General features: G+C 69.3%; 16 protein-coding genes and 1 pseudogene. 8 read left to right on the plus strand and 9 right to left on the minus strand.

The genetic code is table 11. The features are described from left to right. The first annotated feature begins 45 nt into the window (after positions 1-45). Together CU254_RS33260 and CU254_RS33265 are read left to right on the plus strand one after the other, a co-directional pair. Positions 46-423 (plus strand): BlaI/MecI/CopY family transcriptional regulator, encoded by a 378-nt coding sequence (locus tag CU254_RS33260; protein WP_009083260.1) that lies wholly within the window; start codon positions 46-48, stop codon positions 421-423. Positions 424-425: 2 nt separating this feature from the next. Continuing rightward, entirely contained in the window at positions 426-1,424 is a 999-nt protein-coding gene (locus tag CU254_RS33265; RefSeq protein WP_009083261.1) for a M56 family metallopeptidase, read from the plus strand. Between the two features lie 156 nt (positions 1,425-1,580). Here CU254_RS33265 and CU254_RS43830 read toward each other — a convergent pair. Next, positions 1,581-2,024, minus strand: a pseudogene (locus CU254_RS43830) (polysaccharide deacetylase family protein); the annotation flags it as partial. Continuing rightward, positions 2,021-3,040, minus strand: coding sequence for a glycosyltransferase (locus CU254_RS33275; protein ID WP_009083263.1), 1,020 nt, complete (start codon positions 3,038-3,040; stop codon positions 2,021-2,023). The gene CU254_RS33275 and the pseudogene CU254_RS43830, both read right to left, overlap by 4 nt. A 210-nt stretch (positions 3,041-3,250) precedes the next feature. On the opposite strand from CU254_RS33275, the gene CU254_RS33280 reads away from it, so the two are divergent. Next, positions 3,251-4,726 (plus strand): LCP family protein, encoded by a 1,476-nt coding sequence (locus tag CU254_RS33280; RefSeq protein ID WP_037715625.1) that lies wholly within the window; start codon positions 3,251-3,253, stop codon positions 4,724-4,726. A 569-nt stretch (positions 4,727-5,295) separates the two neighbouring features. On the opposite strand, the gene CU254_RS33285 is transcribed toward CU254_RS33280, so the two are convergent. Next, positions 5,296-6,468: a thioester domain-containing protein gene (locus CU254_RS33285; protein WP_037715628.1), complete on the minus strand. Its 1,173-nt coding sequence runs from the start codon at positions 6,466-6,468 to the stop codon at positions 5,296-5,298. A 257-nt stretch (positions 6,469-6,725) separates the two neighbouring features. Here CU254_RS33285 and CU254_RS33290 point away from each other — a divergent pair, with 257 nt between their 5' ends. Continuing rightward, positions 6,726-7,544 carry a TIGR02569 family protein gene (locus tag CU254_RS33290; protein ID WP_009083266.1) on the plus strand — a complete coding sequence of 273 codons (819 nt, stop codon included), beginning with the start codon at positions 6,726-6,728 and terminating at the stop codon, positions 7,542-7,544. Here the strand turns inward: CU254_RS33290 and CU254_RS33295 are convergent. Both CU254_RS33295 and CU254_RS33300 read right to left on the minus strand, forming a co-directional pair. Further along, complete coding sequence (locus CU254_RS33295; RefSeq protein WP_009083267.1) at positions 7,537-8,430, minus strand: 2-hydroxyacid dehydrogenase; 894 nt, start codon at positions 8,428-8,430, stop codon at positions 7,537-7,539. The genes CU254_RS33290 and CU254_RS33295 overlap by 8 nt on opposite strands. Then, the gene (locus tag CU254_RS33300) at positions 8,427-9,704 is read right to left on the minus strand and encodes an MFS transporter (RefSeq protein WP_037715630.1); all 1,278 of its coding nucleotides are present in this window, start codon (positions 9,702-9,704) and stop codon (positions 8,427-8,429) included. Before CU254_RS33300 ends, CU254_RS33295 begins: the two co-directional genes overlap by 4 nt. Before the next feature lie 120 nt (positions 9,705-9,824). On the opposite strand from CU254_RS33300, the gene CU254_RS33305 reads away from it, so the two are divergent. Further along, positions 9,825-10,565 (plus strand): IclR family transcriptional regulator, encoded by a 741-nt coding sequence (locus tag CU254_RS33305; protein ID WP_009083271.1) that lies wholly within the window; start codon positions 9,825-9,827, stop codon positions 10,563-10,565. Between the two features lie 4 nt (positions 10,566-10,569). Here CU254_RS33305 and CU254_RS33310 read toward each other — a convergent pair whose 3' ends face one another. From CU254_RS33310 to CU254_RS33325, 4 genes are all read right to left on the minus strand, one after another. Continuing rightward, a complete protein-coding gene (locus CU254_RS33310; protein ID WP_037715631.1) occupies positions 10,570-11,424 on the minus strand; it encodes a trypsin-like serine protease in 855 nt (284 codons plus the stop codon). Positions 11,425-11,704: 280 nt separating this feature from the next. Next, complete coding sequence (locus CU254_RS33315) at positions 11,705-13,270, minus strand: amidase (RefSeq protein WP_009083274.1); 1,566 nt, start codon at positions 13,268-13,270, stop codon at positions 11,705-11,707. Positions 13,271-13,277: 7 nt separating this feature from the next. Further along, positions 13,278-15,848 (minus strand): FtsX-like permease family protein, encoded by a 2,571-nt coding sequence (locus CU254_RS33320; protein ID WP_078561171.1) that lies wholly within the window; start codon positions 15,846-15,848, stop codon positions 13,278-13,280. 5 nt (positions 15,849-15,853) lie between these two features. Continuing rightward, a complete protein-coding gene (locus tag CU254_RS33325; RefSeq protein WP_037715632.1) occupies positions 15,854-16,594 on the minus strand; it encodes an ABC transporter ATP-binding protein in 741 nt (246 codons plus the stop codon). A 149-nt stretch (positions 16,595-16,743) separates the two neighbouring features. Between CU254_RS33325 and CU254_RS33330 the strand changes: the two genes are divergently transcribed. The 3 genes from CU254_RS33330 (at position 16,744) to CU254_RS33340 (ending at position 18,844) form a co-directional block, all read left to right on the plus strand. Continuing rightward, complete coding sequence (locus tag CU254_RS33330) at positions 16,744-17,943, plus strand: sensor histidine kinase (RefSeq protein ID WP_037715635.1); 1,200 nt, start codon at positions 16,744-16,746, stop codon at positions 17,941-17,943. Next, positions 17,931-18,572, plus strand: coding sequence for a response regulator transcription factor (locus tag CU254_RS33335; RefSeq protein WP_009083281.1), 642 nt, complete (start codon positions 17,931-17,933; stop codon positions 18,570-18,572). Before CU254_RS33330 ends, CU254_RS33335 begins: the two co-directional genes overlap by 13 nt. Before the next feature lie 71 nt (positions 18,573-18,643). Then, positions 18,644-18,844, plus strand: coding sequence for a hypothetical protein (locus tag CU254_RS33340; protein ID WP_009083283.1), 201 nt, complete (start codon positions 18,644-18,646; stop codon positions 18,842-18,844). The last annotated feature ends 19 nt before the right edge of the window (positions 18,845-18,863 follow it).

An 18,863-nucleotide genomic window follows, 5' to 3' on the forward strand; every position in this document is an offset into this window, starting at 1 on the left:
TAGTAGTGAGCTGAGCTGCTTCGACAAACCGGTAGAATTTGGGGCATGCGCAACGGACGGGGCGAGAGCGCCCGGCGAGCACCCGGCGAGCTGGAGGCCGAGGTGCTCGCCGTGCTGTGGGAATCCGACGAGCCGATGTCGGCCGCCGGCGTGCAGGAGCGGCTCGGCGGCGGACTGGCCTACACCACTGTCGTCACGATCCTGTCCCGGCTGTTCGAGAAGGGCGTGGCGACCCGCGAGAAACAGGGCCGCTCGTTCACCTACCGCGCCGCCGACGACGAACCCGGGCTCGCCGCCCGCCGGATGAGCAAGGTGCTCGACGCGGAAGCGGACCGGTCCAGCGTGCTCGCGAAATTCGTCTCGAACCTGTCCGAATCGGACGAAGCCGTGCTGCGCGACCTGCTGCGCCAGAGCGGCGGCTGACCGTGAACCTCGACCTGCTCACTCCCCTGTTGCTGCCGTTGGCTTCCTGGCCGGTGGCGCGCTGGGTCGCGCCCCGGTTGTCGCCGCGGCTGGGCAGCTGGCTGCTCGCCGGTTCCGCGCTGGTGCTGGCGATAGGCAGCACGGCCACGCTCGCGGTGCTCGCGGCGGCGGGGCTCGCGCAGCTGCCGTTCGTCGGCGAACTGGGCGATTTCTCCGCGGTCGCGTTCCACGGGGCCGACGCGGTGAACCTGTGGCTGGCGATCGCCTGCGGGGTCGCGCTCGTCGTCGCCGGGGCCGCGTTGACGCGTGCGGCGCTGCAGTACGTGCGCTGGCATCGGAAGGTGCACGCCGAGCTGAACACGCATACCCGCGAGGCCGGCTTCGTGCTGTTGCCGGGCGAGGAACCGGTCGCGTTCGCGGTGGCCGGAGGCGGCGGCCGGATCGCGGTGTCCAGCGGCATGCTCTCCGCGCTGGAACCCTCGGAACGCCGCGCGCTGCTGGCCCACGAACGCGCGCATCTGCGGCTGCGGCACCACGTTTTCGCCGCGATCGTGACGGTCTCGACCACGGTCAATCCACTGCTGCGTCCGCTCGGCGCGGCGGCCCGGTTCGCGCTGGAACGCTGGGCGGACGAGGCGGCCGCGGACCGCGTCGGCGACCGGAAGCTGGTGGCCACGGCGGTCGCGAAGGCCGCGTTGGCCAGCCGGTCCCAGCCGTCGCTCGCGCTTGCCGCGACCGGCGGGCCGGTGCCGCAACGGGTGCGTGCGCTGCTGTCCGCCCCGTCGTCGCATTCGCGGCGGAACCCGTTGGCAGCGGTGGCCGTGGCGGCGGTGCTCGGCGCGTGCGCCTGGTCAGCGGCCAGCACGCTCGACGCGGCGACCGACCTCCACTCCGGACTCGAGACCGCGCAGCGCGCCGCTTGCGTGCTCGCGCAGGGGTCCCACGGCGAGTCCGCGCTCCCGGCACTCCGACACCAGCACCGGGACTGCGCCGAGCGCTGAGCGCCACGCCCCCGGCGCGGCGGCGACGTCGGAGTCGTGCAGCAGAATCGTGCCGCCGCCGTTCAGCCTTCGGCACACGGTGCGCACGACCGAGCGCGGAGTGGCGCGACTGGTCCAGTCGAATCCCCAGGTAGTCCACAAAACGGGCCGAAGTCCGAGCCTGTGCGCCGAGACCAAGGCGCTCGCGCTGAACACTCCGTACGGCGCGCGCAGCCACTGGGGTCGCGTGCCGGTGATGAGTTCGATCAGGTCGACGGTGCGGGTCAGGTCGTCGTGCAGGGCCTTCGGGGAGCGGCGCAGGAAGCAGCGGTGATCCCAGCCGTGGACCGCGATCTCGTGTCCGGCCGCGGCGATCTCCCGGCCCAGCTCCGGCGCGGCGGCCAGTTCCCGGCCCAGCACGAAGAAGGTCGCGCGGACGTCGAGCTTCTCAAGCGCTCGGAGGAACTGTGGCGTGGACTCCGGGTTCGGGCCGTCGTCGAAGGTGAGTGCCACGTGGCCGGGGTCGCCTCGTCCGGCCAGCTTGGGCGTTCGCAGCTGCGGGACGAACAACGCGGCTGGCGCCGCGTGCGCGACTGCTGCGGCGGCGAGTCCGCGGATCATCCGGCCGCCTTGACCGGTCGGCGCAGCAGCCACTCGAGCGCCTCGGTCAGTTCGGTGAGCGAGTGGACCCACGGCACGATGCCGTCGTTGTGCAGCACCGCGGCGTTGGCTCGGCCGTGGCCGGGCAGGCAGCGGTAGGTCAGCACTGGCAGGCCGGTCGCGAGCGCCTCCGACGTCGTCAGCCCGCCCGCGTTCTGCACCACGACGTCGCACGCGCGCATCAGTTCCGGCATCCGGTCGACCCAACCGAATACGTGCCGGTGTCCGGTTTTCCGGAGTTTTTCGGCCAGCACTTCGTTGCGGCCGCACACCACGACCGGCTCGACGAGACCGGTCGCGAGGAGGTCGTCGGCGGTCTGTCCGATTTGGCCGACGCCCCAGGAACCGGCCACGACCAACGCGAGCGGGCCGTCGTGCGGAAGGCCGAAGGCGAGCCGGAGCCGCAGCCGTTCGGTGATCCCGGCGGCGGGCCGGAAGGCGGGTGCGACCAGCGGACGCGAGACGAGCGTGCGACCGGCTCCGAGCGCTTGGGCTTGACGGGCGGCGGTTTCGTTGGGGGCGACGGTGAGCGTCGCGTCCGGGCTCACGCACAGCCGGTGCACCGACGGGTCGGTGAGGTAGACAACCAGCGGCGCGGTCAGTTCTTTCGACCGCCGCAGCCGGGCTACCGCGTGGGTGGCGAGCGGGTAGGTCGATACGACGACGTCGGTGTCTTCGGAGTTCTCGGCGAGCAGGTCCCGCAGCCGCGGCGTGGCGAGTCCGGCGAACCGGCGGGCGGCTCCGGCCAGCGCGGGGGTGCCGAGGGCGCTGAGCAGCCAGTCCCAGCTGCGCGGGACCGTGTTCAGCTGCTGGTGGTAGGCGCCGCAGAGCAGTTCGCCGAGCCTTCCGGGCAGCAGGTCCAGGAAATCGGCGCGGACGACCTGCGCGCCGCGGCCGGAAAACCACCGGTCCAGTTCCCTGGCGGCACCGTCGTGCCCCGCTCCGATCCGGGCGGACACGATCACCACGCGGGCCATCGGGCACCTCTCTCTGCTTCTACACTGCTGTAGTAAAACTACATCGCTGTAGAATGAGAGTCGAGGCCGGGCCGCTTCGCGGAGATACACCGTCTGTCCGACATTCCGGGCGCCGTCTCCGCAAATTGGGGTAAGCGGTAACCCGTCCAGGTGAGACGCCCGCTACCGTGGGTCTTTCGACCACCGGATGTGGCAGGAAGAGGAACCCCGATGCGTCGCAAGACTTCAAGCGCGCTCCGCGTCGCCCAGGTGCTCCTGGCCGTAGTTTCGCTGCTGGTCCTCGGCGGCACCGCGTTCGCGTGGTCGAAGCTGAACCAGATCACCGACGGCCTGACCAGGTCCGATGTGATCGGCTCCGGCTCGAACTCGCCGATGGACGAGCAGAACATCCTGATGGTCGGCCTGGACACGCGCACCGACGCGGAGGGCAATCCGCTGCCCGAGGACGTGCTCGACCAGCTGCACGCGGGCGGCGCGGAGGACGGCGGCGACACGACCGACACGATGATCGTCGTGCACATTCCGGCCGGGGGCGGGCAAGCGACGGCCATTTCGATCCCGCGTGACTCTTATGTCCAGCTTGCCGGGAAGTTCGGGAAGCATAAGATCAACTCGGCTTATACCTATGGGCAGATGGCGCGGAAGGCCGAGTTGAAGGCCGCTGGCGAGTCTGGGGCGCAGCTGGAGACTGATTCGGCGCAGGCTGGGGCCAAGACTGCTATTGAGACTGTGCAGCAGTTGACCGGGCTGAAGATCACGCATTATGCGGCGGTTAATCTTGCTGGGTTTTATTATGTCAGCCAGGCTGTGGGCGGCGTGCCGGTTTGCCTTAAGGCCCCCGTGAAGGATTCTTATTCTGGGGCTAATTTTGGCGCTGGGCCGCAGAATGTGTCCGGGGCGCAGGCGTTGCAGTTTGTTCGACAGCGGCATGGGTTGCCTAACGGGGATCTGGATCGGATCAAGCGGCAGCAGGTTTTCATGGCTTCCATGGCCAAGACTATTCTTTCCGCTGGGACGTTGACGGATCCCAGTAAGCTGGATGCGTTGATTGGGGCGGTTAAGAAGGCTGTTATTGTTGATACTAACTGGGATTTGTTGGCGTTTGCTCAGCAGCTGCATGGGATGAGTGCTGGGAGTATCAATTTCGTCACTGTGCCGGTGGTTAGTATTACGTTGAAGACGCCCAATGACGGGGATGCGGTGCAGGTGGATCCGCAGCAGGTGCAGCGGTTTGTTCGGGAGCAGACTGGTGGGGGTCCTTCTTCGCCGTCTTCTTCTGCTTCTGCGCCGCCGCCGTCGTCGTCTGGTGGGGATCCTGCGCTGGCGTCTTACGTGGTGGATGTGCGCAACTCGTCTGGGGTGGATGGGTTGGCTAATCGGGTTGCTGACAAGCTTGCTGCTGCCGGGTATCAGCGGGGGTCTATTTCCAATAGTGCTACTCGGCGGACTTCTACTGTTTATTACGGGCATGGGCAGCGTTCTCAGGCTGATGCTATTGCGGAGAAGCTTGGCGGGGTTGCGGTAGCTTCGGATTCTTCGTTGGAGAAGGATCATTTTCGGGTTTATTTGGGGCAGAAGTATTCGGATGATTCTTCGGTTCGTCCGGCTGCTGCTCCGGTGGTTATGGGGCCTCCTGCTGGGGGTGCTCCCGAGATTACGGCTGATGGGGTTACTTGCGTTAACTGACTGCTCGTCGCCCTGGGGGGCGACATTGCTGGTTGTGGGTTGCGTGGGGCACCCCGAAGTTTGATTGTGCTGACGGTTCGGGGGTGCTTGTCAAGGCGGGAAAGATGCCTTGACAAGCACCCCCGAACCGCAGAGAGGCTTCGTATCGGGGATGGGGGAGGGAGTGGGTGCCCCCGGTGTTTGGGTGCACTGGCGGCGGTTTGTTGCGCGGCTTGGGTGCGTGGTTGCTTTGAGTGGGGCGGCGTCCGGGTAGCGGGTAGCGGGTAGCGCCCCAATGTGGCATTGGGTGCATGGGACGCACCCAATGTGGCGTTCGGTGCGTCAGACGCACCCAATGCCACATTGGGGAGATCTCGGCGGGGTCGGCGGGGAGCGGTCCGTGAAGGGCTCCTTGAGGGAATCTAATTCCCTCAAGGAGCCCTTCACGTCCGACAGAGGGGTCGTGAGGGGAACCCTGAGGGACTCAGGGTCCGTGAAGGTGGCCCTCACGGACGGCGGAGGATCGCGAGGGAATGCAAAACGGGCCGGTCCTCGCGGACCGGCCCGTTTGTTATTGGGTTAAGCAGCGATCAGGCGTTGCTGCGCCGGCGGCGGACCACCAGCATCATTGCGCCGCCTGCGATTACCAGGGCGGCACCGATTCCGATGGGGAGCGCGGCGTTCACGCCGGTGTTCGCCAGCGGGGTCTGGCCCGAGTTGTTGCCGCCGGCCGCGGGGGCGGTCGTCGCGGGGGCGGTGGTGACCGGGCCCGTTTCGGTCCAGGTGCCCGTTGCGGCGGCCTGGACGCTGCTCTTCTGCGACTGCGCCACGATCAGCGACTGCGCCGGCTTGTCGGCGTAGTTCTTCGCCACGAACAGGCGGCCCGTGTTGACGTCGCCCGCGGCCTTCACCGCGAGTTCGGCCGTGCCGGGCTTTGCGTCCTTCGGGACGTCCAGGAACAGCTTCGTGCCGTTCTTGATCGCCGACGACTTGATCTCCTCGCCATTTTCACCGACCAGCTTCACGCCCTCGGGGAGCTTGCTCGTGAAGTCGGTGATGCTGCCGGTCGTCGCGACGGTGAACGGGCCGATCTTCGTGCCCGCTTCGCCGCTTGCCTTGGCGGGGGTGATGCTCAGCGCCGGCTTCGTCTCCTCGACACCGGTGTTCGCGTCGCCGGTCAGGTAGTCGTACAGCGCGAGCACGTCGGCTGCCTCGTCCTCGGAACCGTTGGCCAGCGGGTTCTTGGCGTCGAGATCCTTGCCGTCGCTGTAGTGCCACACCGCGGCCTGGGTCGCGGTCAGCGCTTCCTCCGTGGACAGACCGTCGTGGAGCTTGACGCCCTTGTCGCTCAGCGTCTTCTCGAGGGTCGCGACGTCCTCGGCCGGGAAGCTGTGGTGCAGCACCCAGTTGATGTTCTTGTTGTTCTTGCGGAACGGCGACTTCGCGTCGGGGTAGTCGTTCCAGGCGTGCTCGAGCATCGGCTCGCCGAAGCGCGCGCCGACCTCGATCTGCACGCAGTACATCTTCGAGAGGGCGCCGTCGGACAGCTTGAAGTTGAACAGGGTCGTCTGGACCTTGCCCTTGCCGGCGATGTTGACGTCGAAGCCCGACGTGCCGCCGGACACCAGCTCGCCCGAGGCGGCGCCGCTCCGCGCCGCGGGGGCGTTGTCATCCGCGAGGGCGACCGGCGCGGCGATCATGAGCGCCGCTGCCGCGGACGCCGCCGCGGCCCCTCCCCGGACCAGCATTGACCTGCCGTGCATGCTTTCTCCCATCAAGTCCCGAACCACGAACGACGGACCGCGTGAGACAACATCTCCCCGACCACAGCGGCCACCAATTCGGGTGAAGAATCCACCCAGTCAAGCGATGGCGAAGCATACACAGGGCGCACATGTGCACTGTGGGTGGTCCCCCGTGTGCGCTTCCGTACCACCAGTCGGAGTCGTTCCTCCTCTTGCGTTGCTCTGGGTAGGTGTGCGAGGAGCTGGGGAAACCCGCGAAAGAAAGGGCGTAAACGTTGAACAAGCAACCTTCGGCGGACGTGCTGGCCGCGTTCGGCTGTGCCGGTGCGCCGGTTCGGATGGAGGGCGGGAAAGGCGAGGCTTGGCGCGCCGGGGACGTGGTGCTGAAACCGGTGGAGTTCGCTCCGGAAACGCGGTGGCGGGCGGCGGCGCTCGCCGAGGTGGCGGAGTCCGCGGAGTTCCGGATCGCTCGTCCGCTTCGGACTCGCGACGGAGAATGGATCGCCGGGAACAGAACCTCCGCCGGTGATCCGCCGCTCGGCTGGGAGGCGAGCCGGCTGGTCCCGGGCCGCCCGGACACTTCCCGGCCCGACGACGCGATTCGGGCCGGGATCGCGTTCCATCAGGCGATCGCTCACCTGCCACGTCCGGACTTCCTCGAGTTCCGCGACGATCCCTGGTCCGTCGGCGACCGGATGGCCTGGGAGGAATTGCCGCCCGAAGGCTCGGCGACCGCGCGCGACCTCCTTCGCCCGTTGTTCGAGGCGCGCCGCCGGGTCGAGATGCCCGCGCAGGCGGTGCACGGCGATCTCCCCGGCAACGTCCTCTTCGCGCCGGGACAGCCGCCCGCGGTGATCGACTGGGCGGTCTACTGGCGACCGCCGTCCTGGGCCGCCGCGGTGGCGGTCGTCGACGCGTTGTGCTGGTACGGCGCGGATCCCGGCCTGATCGAGCGCTGGGCGCATCTGCCGGAATGGCGGCAGATGCTGATCCGCGCGCTGATCTACCGGATCGTCACGCACGACGTCGCCGAGGACTGGACGCCCGGCCAGGTCGCCGCTTACCAGCCCGCGGTCGCGGCCGTGCTCAGTTGACCAGGTTCTCCAGCGGCTCGCCCTTCGCGTAGTGGGCGAGCTGCCGTTCGGCCAGCCGCTTCGCGCGCGGGTAGAACGAATCCGAACCGCCGGCGATGTGCGGGGTGATGATCGCGCCGTCGAGGGTCCACAGAGGATGGTCGGCGGGCAGCGGTTCCGGGTCTACGACGTCCAGCGCGGCCCGTAGGCGACCGGCCGAAACTTCGGCGGTGAGTGCGTCCGTGTCCACGGCGGTGCCGCGGCCGACGTTGACGACCAGCGCGGTGTCCGGCAGCAGAGCCAGTTCCGCGGCGCCGAGGAGGCCGCGCGTCTGCGGGGTGTCGGGCAGGACGAGGACGACGATGTCCGCGGTCGGCAGGAGTTCCGGCAGTTCGGCGATGCCGTGCACGCCGGAGCGCGCGGTGCTGGCGACCCGGACCACCTCGGCCTCGCCCGCTTCCAGGTACCGCTCGATGGCGCGGCCGATCGAGCCGTAGCCGACCAGCAGGACGCGGCAGTCGGCGAGCGAGCGCGTGTGCACCCGGTCCCACGACCCGGTCCGCTCCTGCGCGAACCAGCGCGGGAAATACCGTTGCGCGGCAAGGATCAGCGCGAGCGCGTGCTCGGCGACGCTGAGGTCGTGCAGGCCCCGTCCGTTCGCCAGCCGCACGCCGGACGGGACGAGCGGCAGCAGGTTGTCGTAACCCGAGGAGAGGGTCTGGACCGCGCGCAGCGACGGCAGTTCGGGGATCAGCTTCGCCGCCGCCGGACCCTGGTCGTAGGGCAGGACGTAGAACTCGACGTCGTCGAGGCCGTCCGGCGGGGCGCCGCGGCCGTCCCACACGACCGCGTTCAGTTCGGCCGGAACGGAAATGTCGGACCAGGGCACCAGTACACGCGCGGTCATGCTCGCCTTTCCTTCGTCTTCGCCGGAACCGCGAGCACGAGCACCGCGGCCGCGGCCATTGTCCCCGCCAGCATCAAGAACGCGGCGGCCGTGCTGCCGGTGACGGATTCGAGCCAGCCGACCAGGTAGGTCCCGAGGAACCCGCCGAGCGCGCCCGCGGCGTTGACCACGGCCACCGCCACCCCGGCGGTCCGCTGCGGCAGGAGTTCGGAAATCATCGCGAAGAACGGGCCGTACGGCGCGTACAACGCCACCGCGGCGACCGCAAGCAGCACGAACGCCCACCAGAAGTGCTGCTTGCCCAAGAGGTACGAACCGTAGAACGCGACCGCGCCGGCCAGCAGCCACGGCCACACGAACCGCCGCCGCGCTCCGGACCGGTCCGAACCGCGCGAGTTGAGCAGCATCGCCACCACCGCGAACGCGTACGGAATCGCCGACAGCAACCCGGTCGCGCCGATCCCGGCCGACGAACCCGCCTTGACGATCGACGGCAGCCAGAACACGAAGCCGTAAACCCCGATGCTCCACAACAGATACTGCGCCGCCAGCAGCAGAACCGCCTTGGACCGCAGCACTTCGCGCACCGGACGCTCGGCCGGTTCCGGCAGCTGCGCCTGTTCCGCGGCGATCGCGCGTTCGACCGCGTCGCGACCGGCCGGGTCGAGCCACGGCGTGTCGGCGGGCCGGTCGCGGACCTGCGCGCGGAACACGAAAGCCCAGATGAGCGCCGGGATTCCCTCGATGACGAACATGCCGCGCCAGGACGTCGCCTCGATCAAATACCCGGACGCCGCCGACAGCCACATCACCGTGACCGGGTTGCCGAGGATCAGGAAAGCGTTGGCCCGGCCGCGTTCGGCCTTCGTGAACCACCGCGCGAGCAGCACCACGAGCGCGGGCAGCACCGCCGCTTCCACCGCGCCGAGCAGGAACCGGACCACGATCAGCACCGGCACCGAGCTGAGCAGGCCCTGCGCGGTCGCCAGGACGCCCCACGCGAGCACCGACCAGAAGATCAGGCTCCGCACGCTGCGGCGGTCGGCGTAGAGCACGCCGGGGACCTGCAGCAGGAAGTAGCCGAGGAAGAACGACGCGGCGATCAGGCCGGACGTCGTGCTCGTGAGGTGCAGTTCCTCGGCCATGCCGCCCGCGGTCGCGATCGAGAAGTTCGACCGGTCGAGGTAGGCGAGGCTGTAGGTGACGAAGACGATCGGGATCAACCGCAGCCAGCGCTGCCTCCCGAGCGTGCCCGCCTGCTCGACGGTGTTCATCCGGTACTCCTGTCGCCGCTGACCCAAGTCCTTGACGCGCTTTCCGTCATCTGGAAAGCTATTCCGCAATGCGGTGAGAGGCAGTGTGCGTCGCCGCGCGCGGGACGTCAAGGGGGTCCGATGGCGGACATGGTCGGCAAGGCTCTGCGGGTGCTGTCCCTGCTCGGCGGCTACCCCGAGGGCGTGCCGCTCTCCGAACTGGCGCGGGCCGCCGGGTATCCGGTGAGCACGACGCATCGGCTGCTGAGTTCCTTGCAGAGCGAGGGATTCGCGCGCAACGACCCGGTTTCGAAGCGGTATTCGCTGGGGTTGCGGCTGTTCGAGCTGGGCCAGTCGGTATCGCAGGCGCGCGGGTTCGCCGGGGTCGCGCTGCCGGTGATGCAGAAGCTGTCCGCGGAGACCGGCGAGCCGACGCTGCTGGCCGTGCTGGACGGGCACAACCAGGTCTACGTGCACTCGGTGCAGGGGTCGCAGCGGCTGCAGATCCGCGGCGAACCGGGCGCGCGGGGGCCGCTGCACTGCACGTCGATGGGCAAATGCCTGATCGCGTTCGCGGCGAACCGGGACGAGCTGGTCGCCTCCCTGGAGCTGCCTGCGCTGGGCCCGCGCACGATCACCTCGCGGGAGGCGTTCGCGGCGGAGATCGCGGCGGTGCGCGAACGGGGTTTCGCGATCGCCGACGAGGAGCACGAGGAAGGCATCCGCGCGGTCGGCGTGCCGATCCGGACTCCGGACGGGACCGCCATCGCCGCGTTGTCCACCGCGGCACCGGCTTATCGGCTGACGGTGGCTCAGCTGGAGGAATTCGTGCCCGCTTTGCGTGCTGCGGCACGGGAACTGGCGGCAGTGCTGCCCCGGTGAGCGCTTACGCGCCGATCTGCTCCCGGATCCACGAGACGAGCTGGTCCACGCGCGCCGCGGTTTCGAGGCCGGGCTGCGGACAGTCCGGGCCGAAGTTCTCGACCGCGATCAGCGTGTTCTTTCCCTTCACCGGCACGAAAAACGGCGAACCCGAGTCGTCCGGGCAGGGGCTGTTCTCGACGGTGCGCTTCTTCAGCGGTTCGAGGGTGATCTCGTTCTTGCGCACCTCGTCGACCTGGAAGTCGCCGCGTTTGAGGTGGTCGGTCTGCACGATGACCTTCGAGGACAGCGAACCCCAGCCGACGAACGTCGTGTGCTGGCCCGGATCCGGCGGGCCGTCCGGCAGCGCGAGCGGTTCGATGTCGGTGACCGGCTCGGAGAGTTTGGCGAGCGCGAGGTCGTTGACCGCGGACTGGCGCGTGTCCACGATCTTCAGCACGTGCCCGCGCGGGTCGGAATCGGTGAGCTTCCCGATCGCGGCGGTCATCGTGTAGTCGGGTTTGCCGCTGACGCGCGTGCCGTCGAGGTCGTGGAAGCAGTGGCCCGCGGTGATGACCCACTGCGGGGCGATCAGCGAACCGCTGCAGCCGCCGGTGCGGACGCCGCCGCCCTTCTCCGGAATGTCCTTTGCGGACAGTTTGACGCTGAACGGCGTCGGGTGGTCGGGCAACGCGGGCGGCGCCGTCGAAGCTTGGGCCTTGCCGCCGCTGACGGTGCTGCTCGCGTTGCCCGCGTTGCCGCCGGAGCTGCGGGCGACGGCGACGTTCGACACCGGCTTCGCGGTCTCGGCCTCGGCGGTCCGGTGCAGGCCGACGTAGGCCCCGGCGAGCCCGGCCCCCACGATCGTGGCGGCCGCCACGGCACCCAGCCGAAGGCTCGTCCGCTGAGCGGAGCGTGACTTTGCGTTCACCACGGGGTCCAAGATAGCGAAGTTGTTAACCCGAATGAGTGAGTGTGCCCGATTAATCCGGCGACCAGGGTAGAAACTGACACGGCTGATACGCCACGTCCGCGGTTGGTCACGGAATGCTAACGGCGCGGGTGCGTTTTGCCTGGCGGCTGGGCCGTTCGGCCGCCGGGCCCGGATTGTGGCGGTTGTTCCCGTTCAGCGGGACACCTGGCTCCCGGCGACTCCCCGGCTAGGCGTGCGGCAGGTACCGGGGTGCCTGCCGCGCGTGGGACGCCTGCTCGTACGCGTAGGCGAAGGCGAGCAGCTGAGCGTCGTGGTACTTCGCGCCCAGGAACGAGATCCCGACCGGCAGCGGACCGGCGAATCCGGCTGGCACCGTGATGTTCGGGCAGCCCGCGACGGACGTGTTGCGGGTGCTGCTCAGGAACCTCGGGTCGCCGGGGCGGTCCAGAGGGGAGGCGGGCAAGCCGCTCAGGGTGACGATCGCGTCGAGGCCTTTCGCGGCCAACACGTCGTCGATCGACCGTTGCGCGAGTCCCGTCGCGGCGGCGCGGTGGCGGCGGTACGTCTGGTCGGTCAGGATGCCGTCGGCCTTGTTCGCGTCGATCAGCAGGCTTTGGTCGAAGAGCGGCATTTCGACGTCGCGGTGCTGGTCGTTGTAGGCGATCAGCTCGGACAGATTCCGCGGATGGTCGCCGGGGGTCACGGCCAGGTAGGCGTTCAGGTCATGCTTGCACTCGGTCAGCAACGCGGGGAGGAGATCCGGGGTGACTGACCAGGAGATGTCCTCGACGTCGGCCCCGTCAACGACCGTCACGCCCAGCGAGCGCAGAGTGTGCACTGTGGACTCGAAGACGCGATCGGCTTGCTCGTCGATGCCGGTGTGACCCTTACGCCAGATACCGATTCGCTGGCCGCGCAAGGCGTTTCGGTCCAAGCGCAGGTCCTTCGGAATCGCTGCCTCGGCGGCGACCGAGGCGGGGTCCGCTGGGTCGGCACCGGCTAGTACGGAGAGGGTGAGCGCGGCGTCGGTGACGTTGCGCGCGATCGGACCGGGAGTGTCGTGCTGAGCGGTGATCGGCACGACACCGCTGCGGCTCACCACGCCGAGGCTGGTCTTCACGCCGACCGTCGAGGTCGCGGCCGCCGGGCACACGATCGAACCGTCGGTCTCGGTGCCGATGGCGACCGTCGCGAGACCGGCCGCCGCGGCGACCGCGGAGCCGCTTGACGAACCGCATGGGCTGCGGTCCAGCGCGTACGGATTGCGGGTCTGGCCCGCGACTCCGCTCCAGCCGGGGATCTGTGCGTCCGAGCGGAAGTTCGACCATTCCGACAGGTTCGCTTTGCCGAGCACGATCGCACCGGCGGCGCGCAGGCGCTGGACCAGGAACGCGTCCTTGGCCGGACGCGAACCGAGCATCGCGGTCGACCCGGCGGTGGTGGTTTGCCGGTCCGCGGTGTCGATGTTTTCCTTCAGCAGTACCGGAATTCCTTCCAACGCACTGCGGGAGGAATGGGCGCGGCGGCGGGTGTCGCTTTCCTTGGCCGCCGCCAGCGCGTCGGGATTGGTTTGCACGACGGCGTGCAGCTTGGGGTTCAGCTCTTCGATCCGGCGCAGGTAGCCCCGGGTCAGTTGTTCCGCCGTCAGCTGCCGGTGGTCCATGGCGCGCTGCAGGTCGGGAATCGTGGTTCGGTCGAGGAATCGAGACGGCGAGGCGTCCGCCGCGGCGGGCACGAACAGGCCCGCCGCGGTGAGGACTGCCGCCGAAAGCCGTTTCAGCGAGGTGCGCATGGAGTTCCTATTCGCGAAGGCCGATGGCGTCCATGGGCTTGGCGTGCAAGGTGACCCGAGTGGACAGACCGAGCGAGACCAGGCTGAGCAGGAATGCTCCGGCGATGATTCCGCCGAACACCGCGGGCGTTCCGGACGGCAGCGGAGTGTCGCGCAGGGAAAGATTGAGCAGTACCAACGGAATCGCTGCCACCACGGTGCCGAGCAAGGCCGCGATACCAGCGGTCGTCAAGGCTTCCAGGCGCATCATCCGCACGACCTGGCCGCGCGTGGTGCCGATCAACCGCAGCAGCGCGAACTCCCGCGACCGCTGCGCGGTGGTCATCACCAGCGTGTTGGCCACCGAAATCACCACGTAGCCGAGGATCACGCCGACCGCGACGAGGTTCAGATAGAACTGCTGTTGTCCCGAAGCGCTTTCCACCGCGGAAAACGTGGAACCGGGCGTCACGGTGAGGCCGGGGTAACGCGCGCTGAGGTCGCGCAGGGCGGCGGTCACCGCGGCCGGATCGGCCTTCGGGTCTTGGCGCACCAGAACGGAATTGTCCATCCGGTCGCCGGTGTGCGCGCGAGCCAGTTCGGAGGGCAGCACGTACTCGCCGAAGGCCTGGTTGTGCGTATAGACCGCGACCAGTTTCACCTTCGCGGGACGGCCGTCGGCGAACCAGAAGTCGACCTCGTCGCCGATTTTCTTGTCGTACCAATCGGCCTCGCCCTTGCTCATCGCGACGGCGCCGCCGCGCAGGTCGGCCAGATTCCCGGACACGACGCCGAGGTCGAGCACGCCGCGGACCTGGTCGCCGTCCAATCCCTGCGCCGGGTACTTCATGACGCGCAGCCGCTTGTCCTCCTGGACCGTCGTGACGACGTCGGTGCGGATCACCGAGGTCGCCGCCACGACGCCGGGAATCGCCCGCGCCGCCGCGGCGACTTCCGGGGACAGGGCGCCGGTGGTGCTCGTGAGGACGTGGTCCGCGGTGGTCGACCGGACGGCCTGCTCTTGCTGGGCCGCGGCGGACGACGTCTGGCTGTAGAACATCGAGATCGCGAACGCGACCGCGAGCATCACCGGGGTCACCGCCGACGCGAGGCGCCGGGCGTTGGCCTGGCTGTTCGCGGCGGCCAGGTAGCCGCTGATCCGCGAGACGCCGGAGTAGACCGGGGCGATGATCCGGGTCATGAAGGCGACCACCTTCGGCCCGAGCACCGAGAGCCCGATCACGACCACCAGCGCGGACATCGAGGAGGCGGCCAGCGCACCCGGGCCGGTCACGTACATCGGGACGGTCGCGCCGCCGAAGCCGAGCACCACCAGCAGCCAGCCGATCAGGACCCGGCTCCGGCCGAGTTCGCGGCGTTCGACAGCCGCCTCGCCGAGCGCTTCGATCGGGCGGATCGACGACGGACGCCGGGCCGCCGACCACGCCGCCAGCCGCGCCGCGCCCATGCCGAGCAGGAACGCGACGACGAGCGGGAGCGGGCCGATCGCGAGACCGAAGTCCGGCGGAATCACGCCGATCCCGGCGAACGCGTTGCGCAATCCGTAGCCGACGGCCACGCCCAGTCCCGCGCCGAGCACTCCGGCGAGGGTCGCGACCAGCATGGTTTCGGCGCTGATCAGCTTGCGGATCTGCTTCGGCGTGGCCGCGATCGCCCGCAGCAGCGCGAATTCCCGCCGCCGCTGGTTGATCACCAGCGCCAGCGTGCTCGACACGACGAACACCGCGACCAGGATGGCGAACCCGCCGAAGGAACCGGCGAGCGCGAACAGCATTACCCGGGTTTGGCTCACGTCGAGGAATTCGACCGTGCTGCGGCCCATCCCGGTGGTCACGGTGACCGGTTCGCCCTTGACCGCCGCGCCGATGCGGTCTTCCAGCTCGCCCGCCGGCACTCCGGGTGCGGCGAGCACGCCGACCGCGTGCACCTGGCCGGGCTTTCCGGCGAGATCCGCGGCGCGCGCGGCGGAGAAGAACAACGCCGACTGCCGGGTCAGCCCGTTGCCGGATTTCGCCGCGGCGATGCCGGTGACCAGGAACTCCATCGGCGTGGAGCGGGTCGAGATCCGCACCGTGCTGCCGACCGAAACGCCGCCGCGCGCCGCCAGTTCCGCGTCGAGGACGACCTCGTTCGCCGCTTCGGGCGCGTGGCCTTCGCGGAGGGTGAACGGGGCCAGCACGGCCGCGTCCCAGTTGTGTCCGCGCGACTGCGTGCCGTTCGGGCCGGTGAGCACCTTGCCGCCGGCCGTCACGACGTTCGCCGGGAAGTCCTGCTCCGGCACCGCCTGGCGCACCCCCGGCACCTCGGCGATCCGCTTGACCAACGTCTCGGGCACCGTCGTCTGCTCGGTGACCTGCTCGGACTCGCCGAAATCCGCGCCCGGCGGTTTCGTCGTCTGCACCCCGCCGACCACCACGGCCGCGTCGGCGTACCGCTGGGTCGGGACCCCGGCGCGCAGGCCGGATTCCATGAGAATGCCGCAGCCCGCGACGAGCGCGGTGCCGCAGAGAATCGCGATGAACGCGCCGACGAACCCGCTCAGCCGGGCCTTCGTCGTCTGCCAAGCCAACGACCACATGGCGGTCACCACTCCCCGAGGTGGGTCATCCGCTCGGCGACCCGTTCCGGGGTCGGCTGCGGGAGATGGCCGGCGAGCTTGCCGTCGGCGAGGAACAGCACTCCGTGCGCGGCGGACGCGGCGACCGGGTCGTGGGTGACCATCAGCACGGTCTGGCCCATCTGGTCGACCACGGTGCGCAACAGGTCGAGCACCTGCCGGGCGGTGCGGGTGTCGAGCGCGCCGGTCGGTTCGTCGGCGAGCACGACCTCGGGCCGGGTGATCAGCGCGCGGGCGATCGCGACGCGCTGCTGCTGCCCGCCGGACAGTTCCGCCGGGCGGTGTTCGAGCCGCTTCGCGATGCCGACGCCGTCGACGATCTCGCGCAGCCAGCGCGCGTCCGGCTTCTTGCCGGCCAGCCGCATCGGCAAGGTGATGTTCTGCAGCACGTTCAGCGACGGCAGCAGGTTGTAGGCCTGGAAAATGAACCCGATCCGGGTCCGGCGCAGTTCGGTGAGCGCGCGCTCGCGGAGCCCGCCGAGTTCGGTTTCGCCGAGCAGCACGCGTCCGGAACTCGGCCGGTCCAGTCCGGCGGCGCAGTGCAGGAAGGTGCTCTTGCCGGATCCGGACGGCCCCATCACCGCGGTGAACGAGCCTCGCTGGATCCCGACCGACACGCCGTCCAGCGCGGTGACCGCGCCGTCGCCGGAGCCGTAGATCTTGCGCACCGCTTCCAGCCTCAGGGCGTGTGTTCCGCCTGTGTTCATGTTCGTGTCGCTCCTCGGACCAGCAGATTCTCTGTCGGTAACGAAGCTATGGCGGCGGGTGCGCGAAAACGATCCCGAGCGCGGGAGTCTTGGGGGTAGCGCAGGCACCACCACCCCCGGTGGGGAAGTCCTAATGGGACACTGTGCGGGTGAAAGGCTGGCTGCGCTCGTGGTGGTCCGGACTCCGCTACTTGCTGGTCGGGGCCGCGACCTCGTTCCTCGCCATGCTGCTTTTCTTCGCCATGGCCGTCGTGCTCATGACGTGCCTGATCGGCGTCGGGATCCCGGCGCTGCCGGTCGCGCTGAAGCTGATCCGCCGCCCGCTGCGGTTCGAACGCCGCCGCGCCGGGCGCAGGCTGGACGAGCCGATCGCGGAGCCGTACGCCAACGTGTCGCCGATTCGCGACCCGGCGAGCCTGCGCGACCTCGCGTGGCTCGCGGTGCACGCGGTGGTCGGCTTCCTCGTCGGAATTCTCGCGTTCGGCCTGCCGCTCGGCGGGGTGCGGCAGATCCTCACCGGCCTGTTCTGGTGGCTGGTGCCCGGAGGGATCCCCAGTTCGCTGGAGTTCGTGGTGAACTCGTGGCCGCTGGCCGCGCTCTGCGTGTTCAGCGGGCTCGTGATGATCGCGCTCACCTTCTGGGCCTCGCCGCTGGCGCGCTGGCAAGCCCTTGCGACGCGGGCGTTTCTCGGCACGAAGCCGGGTGCCGCGCTGACCGACCGGGTCGTCGAGCTGACCGCGACCCGTGCGGCCGCGCTCGAGGCGCACGGCGCCGAACTCCGCCGGCTCGAACGCGACCTCCACGACGGGACGCAAGCGCGGCTGTCCGCGGTCGTGCTGCAGCTCGGGATCGCGGACCAGCTTTTCGAAGGAAACCCGGCCAAGGCACGGGAATTGCTCGGCAAGGCGCAGGACGCGGCCACCGAAGCACTCGCCGAACTGCGCACGGTCGTGCGGAGCATCCACCCGCCGCTGCTGACCGATCGCGGCCTCGACGGCGCGATCACCGCCCTCGCCGACCGGTGCGCGGTTCCGTGCACTGTGGACGTTCGCAGCAGTGCGCGGCGACCGGCCGCGGTCGAGGCGGCGGGGTACTTCATCGTCGCCGAAGCTCTCGCGAACGTGACCAAGCATTCGGGCGCGAAACACGCGTCGATTACGCTCGACGGCACCGTCGACACCCTGCGGATCCGCATCCGCGACGACGGACGCGGCGGGGCGGACGAATCCCAGGGCAGCGGGCTGGCCGGGATCCGGAAACGCGCCGAGGCCTTCGACGGGACGGTCACGCTCACGAGCCCGCCCGGCGGACCGACTGTTCTGGAAGTGGAGTTGCCATGCGGGTCGTGATCGTCGAGGACGACGCCCTGCTGCGAGAAGGTTTGGTCCTGCTGCTCGACACCTCGGGCATCGAGGTCGCCGCGGCTTTCGACCACACCGACGAGTTCCTCGCGTTCGTCCGCGAGGACCGTCCGGACGCGGTGATCACCGACGTCCGCCTGCCCCCGACGCACACCGACGAGGGCCTGCGCGCGGCCGTCCAGGCGCGGCAGCTGCACCCCGGGCTGCCGGTGCTGGTGCTGTCCGCACACGTGGAAACCGGCTACGCGGCCGAGCTTCTCGCGGACGGCAAGGGCGCGGTCGGGTACCTGCTGAAGGAACGCGTCGGCAAGGTCGCCAAGTTCCTCGACTCGCTGCACCGGGTCGTGGAAGGCGGCACGGCGATGGACCCGGAGGTGGTGACCCAGCTGCTGGCCCACCGCCGCGACCCGCTCGACGCCCTGACCGCCCGCGAACGCGAGGTGCTCGGCCTGATGGCGGAGGGCTACAACAACGCCACGATCGCGGAACTGCTGGTGGTCAGCGACGGGACGGTGCTCAAGCACATCCGCAATATTTTCGCGAAACTGGGCCTGCCGGAGGACAGCGGGCACCGGCGGGTGCTGGCGGTGCTGGCCTACTTGAACGGGAAGAGGTAGCGCAGGCGCTACCACGAAGTTGGGGGTCTGCGGCGTGGTCGCCGCCGTCGCCGCTCCATAGTGTCCTGGGCATGGAAACTTCCCGAAGCCGCACCGCCGGCGGCCCCGTTGTGACTACCTTGCTGTGGCTCGTTTTTCTCGCCGGCGCCGCGGCCAATTCGATCGGCCAGTTCGCCGGGCTGGAGGACACTTACCGGTACCTCGGCGGCGGAGTGGCGGTCGTGTGCCTGGTGCTTCTTCTCGTGCGGTTCCTGGCCCGGCGCAAGGACTGACCGACAGAGGGGCTGGGCG

Source organism: Amycolatopsis sp. AA4 (assembly GCF_002796545.1).
Classification (GTDB): Bacteria; Actinomycetota; Actinomycetes; order Mycobacteriales; family Pseudonocardiaceae; genus Amycolatopsis.

What these genes read in the sequence shown, in the direction of transcription:
- CU254_RS33260 (WP_009083260.1), top strand. Translation starts at nt 46, where the DNA reads ATGCGCAACGGACGGGGCGAGAGCGCCCGGCGAGCACCCGGCGAGCTG.
- CU254_RS33275 (WP_009083263.1), bottom strand. Translation starts at nt 3,040, where the DNA reads ATGGCCCGCGTGGTGATCGTGTCCGCCCGGATCGGAGCGGGGCACGAC.
- CU254_RS33280 (WP_037715625.1), top strand. Translation starts at nt 3,251, where the DNA reads ATGCGTCGCAAGACTTCAAGCGCGCTCCGCGTCGCCCAGGTGCTCCTG.
- CU254_RS33285 (WP_037715628.1), bottom strand. Translation starts at nt 6,468, where the DNA reads ATGCACGGCAGGTCAATGCTGGTCCGGGGAGGGGCCGCGGCGGCGTCC.
- CU254_RS33295 (WP_009083267.1), bottom strand. Translation starts at nt 8,430, where the DNA reads ATGACCGCGCGTGTACTGGTGCCCTGGTCCGACATTTCCGTTCCGGCC.
- CU254_RS33300 (WP_037715630.1), bottom strand. Translation starts at nt 9,704, where the DNA reads ATGAACACCGTCGAGCAGGCGGGCACGCTCGGGAGGCAGCGCTGGCTG.
- CU254_RS33305 (WP_009083271.1), top strand. Translation starts at nt 9,825, where the DNA reads ATGGCGGACATGGTCGGCAAGGCTCTGCGGGTGCTGTCCCTGCTCGGC.
- CU254_RS33315 (WP_009083274.1), bottom strand. Translation starts at nt 13,270, where the DNA reads ATGCGCACCTCGCTGAAACGGCTTTCGGCGGCAGTCCTCACCGCGGCG.
- CU254_RS33320 (WP_078561171.1), bottom strand. Translation starts at nt 15,848, where the DNA reads ATGTGGTCGTTGGCTTGGCAGACGACGAAGGCCCGGCTGAGCGGGTTC.
- CU254_RS33325 (WP_037715632.1), bottom strand. Translation starts at nt 16,594, where the DNA reads ATGAACACAGGCGGAACACACGCCCTGAGGCTGGAAGCGGTGCGCAAG.
- CU254_RS33335 (WP_009083281.1), top strand. Translation starts at nt 17,931, where the DNA reads ATGCGGGTCGTGATCGTCGAGGACGACGCCCTGCTGCGAGAAGGTTTG.
- CU254_RS33340 (WP_009083283.1), top strand. Translation starts at nt 18,644, where the DNA reads ATGGAAACTTCCCGAAGCCGCACCGCCGGCGGCCCCGTTGTGACTACC.